The 2441-nt window shown below is 65.9% G+C and carries 3 protein-coding genes; 2 read left to right on the top strand and 1 reads right to left on the bottom strand.

What is annotated here, in order from left to right:
• Both DBR22_RS21675 and DBR22_RS21670 read left to right on the top strand, forming a co-directional pair.
• A partial coding sequence (locus DBR22_RS21675) for an SGNH/GDSL hydrolase family protein (protein ID WP_108600684.1) occupies window positions 1-596 on the top strand: 596 nt, incomplete at its 5' end.
• 79 nt (window positions 597-675) lie between these two features.
• Window positions 676-1491: an MBL fold metallo-hydrolase gene (locus DBR22_RS21670; RefSeq protein WP_108600683.1), complete on the top strand. Its 816-nt coding sequence runs from the start codon at window positions 676-678 to the stop codon at window positions 1489-1491.
• An 80-nt stretch (window positions 1492-1571) separates the two neighbouring features.
• Here DBR22_RS21670 and DBR22_RS21665 read toward each other — a convergent pair.
• A partial coding sequence (locus tag DBR22_RS21665; protein WP_219928155.1) for a PAS domain-containing sensor histidine kinase occupies window positions 1572-2441 on the bottom strand: 870 nt, incomplete at its 5' end.

Here is a 2441-nt window from a genome sequence, read left to right as displayed (position 1 = left end):
TCCAGCTTCCAGCCGAACCGGTCCTCCTGATTGTGGGGGATTCCTACACCGCGGGGGTGGGCGCAGACGCTGAAGACCAGGGCTGGGCGTACCATGTGGCCGGCGAGCTCGGCTTCCCCACCAACATTGACGGCGTGGGCGGAACCGGCTTCGCGTGGGGCGGCGGGCAGGATGACCGCGGCCTTGAATACGGTGTCCGGCTGCAGGAAATCGCTGCCACGGAACCGGCGTTCGTCCCCAACCTCCTGATTCTTCAGGGCGGACAGAACGATGCTGTGGCCAACGATCCCGCTGCAGTGGAGGCCGCCACCACCGAGACCATCGAAACGGCCCGCACGCTCTGGCCGGGCGTCCAGGTGGTTGTCCTGGGGCCCTCCGCGCCGCAGCCTTTGGCAGAGCAGCTCCGCGACGCCAACAACGCCGTCCGGGCGGGTGCCGCGGCGGCTCAGGCACCGTTCATCGACGCCTACGGTGCCGGCTGGTTCACGGCGGCGAACAGCCAGCAGTTCTACACCGACGGCGCCCACGTGGACACCGCAGGTCACCGGTACATTGCTGACAAGTTCCTGGAAGTGTGGAACACCCTGGTCCGATGAGCCGCCCTCTGCCAGGGACCCGTGGGTAGAATCAAAGGCCAAGAAGAACGCAAGTGCTTTCCGGAGGTACGGAGTAACAATGTCAGAATGGCTCGACGTCGGCGCGGACAACTACGTGCTGGTCACCGAAGGTTCACTGTTGAATACCGGCCTGATTGTGGGCTCGGAGCGGGCCATGGTGATCGATACGGGCTGCGGGCCCCGGCAGGGGCAGGAGATCCTGGCCGCGGTGCGGGAGAAGACGGACCTGCCGCTCGTCGTCGTCAACACCCACGCCCACTACGATCACTTCTTCGGCAACGCCGTGTTCGCTACCGACGGCGCCACGGAGTTCTGGGCGCACGAGAACTGTGCGCGCGAGATTGAGGCGCACGGGGACCTGCAGCGCCGGTTTGTGGGAACGCTGGAGCCGGAGATGTCCACCGGTGAGGGCGAGAACGTGGAACTGGTGGTTCCCAACGCGATCGTCCGGGACCAGCCCGTGCTGGTGGACCTGGGCGGCGTGACCGCCACGCTCTTCTACCTGGGCCGCGGCCACACCGACGGCGACCTCCTGGTGGGCAGCCCCACCACCCTCTTCGTGGGCGACCTCGTGGAGCAGGGCGCGCACCCGTCCTTCGAGGACTCCTTCCCGGAGGACTGGGCCGATTCGCTCCGGCACATTTCCGCGCTGCGCCACCGCTACGAATTCCTGGTCCCCGGCCACGGCGAGCTGTGCAGCGACCAGTTTGTCCGGACCATGGCCAACACCATGACCACCGCCGTCCGCCAGGCGACGCAGTCCATCCGCGAAACCCCCACCGACGCCACCAAGGCCATCCCGGTGCTGCCGTACGGCCCCGAGCAGTCGCGCTGGTTCATCAAACGCCTGCAGGAGACGCGGCCGCTGCACTAGGTTGTAGACGGACAAGAACAGCCCTGGCCGACTGGCCGGGGCTGTTCTTTTGGTGGTGGTGTTTTGGGTTCCGGCGGCTGCTAAGTAGAGGCCACCGAGAGGGCTTCCGTGTCCGCCCCGGGGAAGGCGATTGCTGCCGTGGTTCCCTCACCCCTGGTGCTGAGCAGGGTGATGTTCCCCCTGTGGTTTTCGATGATGGATTTGGTGATGGCCAGTCCCAGACCGGCGCCAGGAATAGCGGAAGAATGTGAGCCGGCGGCCCGGAAGAACCGGGTGAATGCCTGGGCGAGTTCTTCCTCGGTCATTCCGGTTCCGGTGTCGGCGACTTCGCAACTGAGCTGGTTTCCGGTGGTGCTGACCCGGACGGTGATGGTGCCGCCTTTGGGGGTGTATTTGACGGCATTCGAGATCAGGTTGTCTATGGCTTGGCCGATGCGGTCCGGGTCAAACCGTCCGGTGGTTTGACCCTCTGTTTCCAGCGAAAGGATGACGCCACCGGCCTTGGCTTTGGGCTGGGCGGCTTCGACGCTGTGGGCGGCCACCTCGGCAAGGTCGGCCGGACGGGGGTCGACGGTCAAGGCACCGGAGGCGATGGTGAGCAGATCGCCGACCAGGTTCAGCAGGCGTTCGGCGTTGCGTTTGGCCACGGTCAGGTAGTGGTCCATGTCCGGGTCCAAAGGTTTCTCGTCCAGCGCCAGGGCAAGGTATCCCAGGATCGACGTCAGGGGCGTGCGCAATTCGTGGGAGACGCTGGCCACGAACTGGTCTTTCGCCGACAGCGCTTCCACCAGCGCCGTGACATCGGTGAAAGCGAGAACTGCGCCGGCGTGCTCCCCGTCGGAGTCCTTGATGAGCCTGCAGGTGGCCGAGTAGGCCCGTTGCCTGCTTCCGGTTCCGATCCAGATCAGTTCGTCGGTGAAGGCCTCGCCTCTGGCGGCGCGGGTCCTGGG

The sequence above is a fragment of the Arthrobacter sp. HMWF013 genome (assembly GCF_003061105.1).
Lineage (GTDB): Bacteria > Actinomycetota > Actinomycetes > Actinomycetales > Micrococcaceae > Arthrobacter.
This window is presented reverse-complemented; position numbering and strand designations above follow the sequence as displayed.

What these genes read in the sequence shown, in the direction of transcription:
- DBR22_RS21670 (WP_108600683.1), top strand. Translation starts at nt 676, where the DNA reads ATGTCAGAATGGCTCGACGTCGGCGCGGACAACTACGTGCTGGTCACC.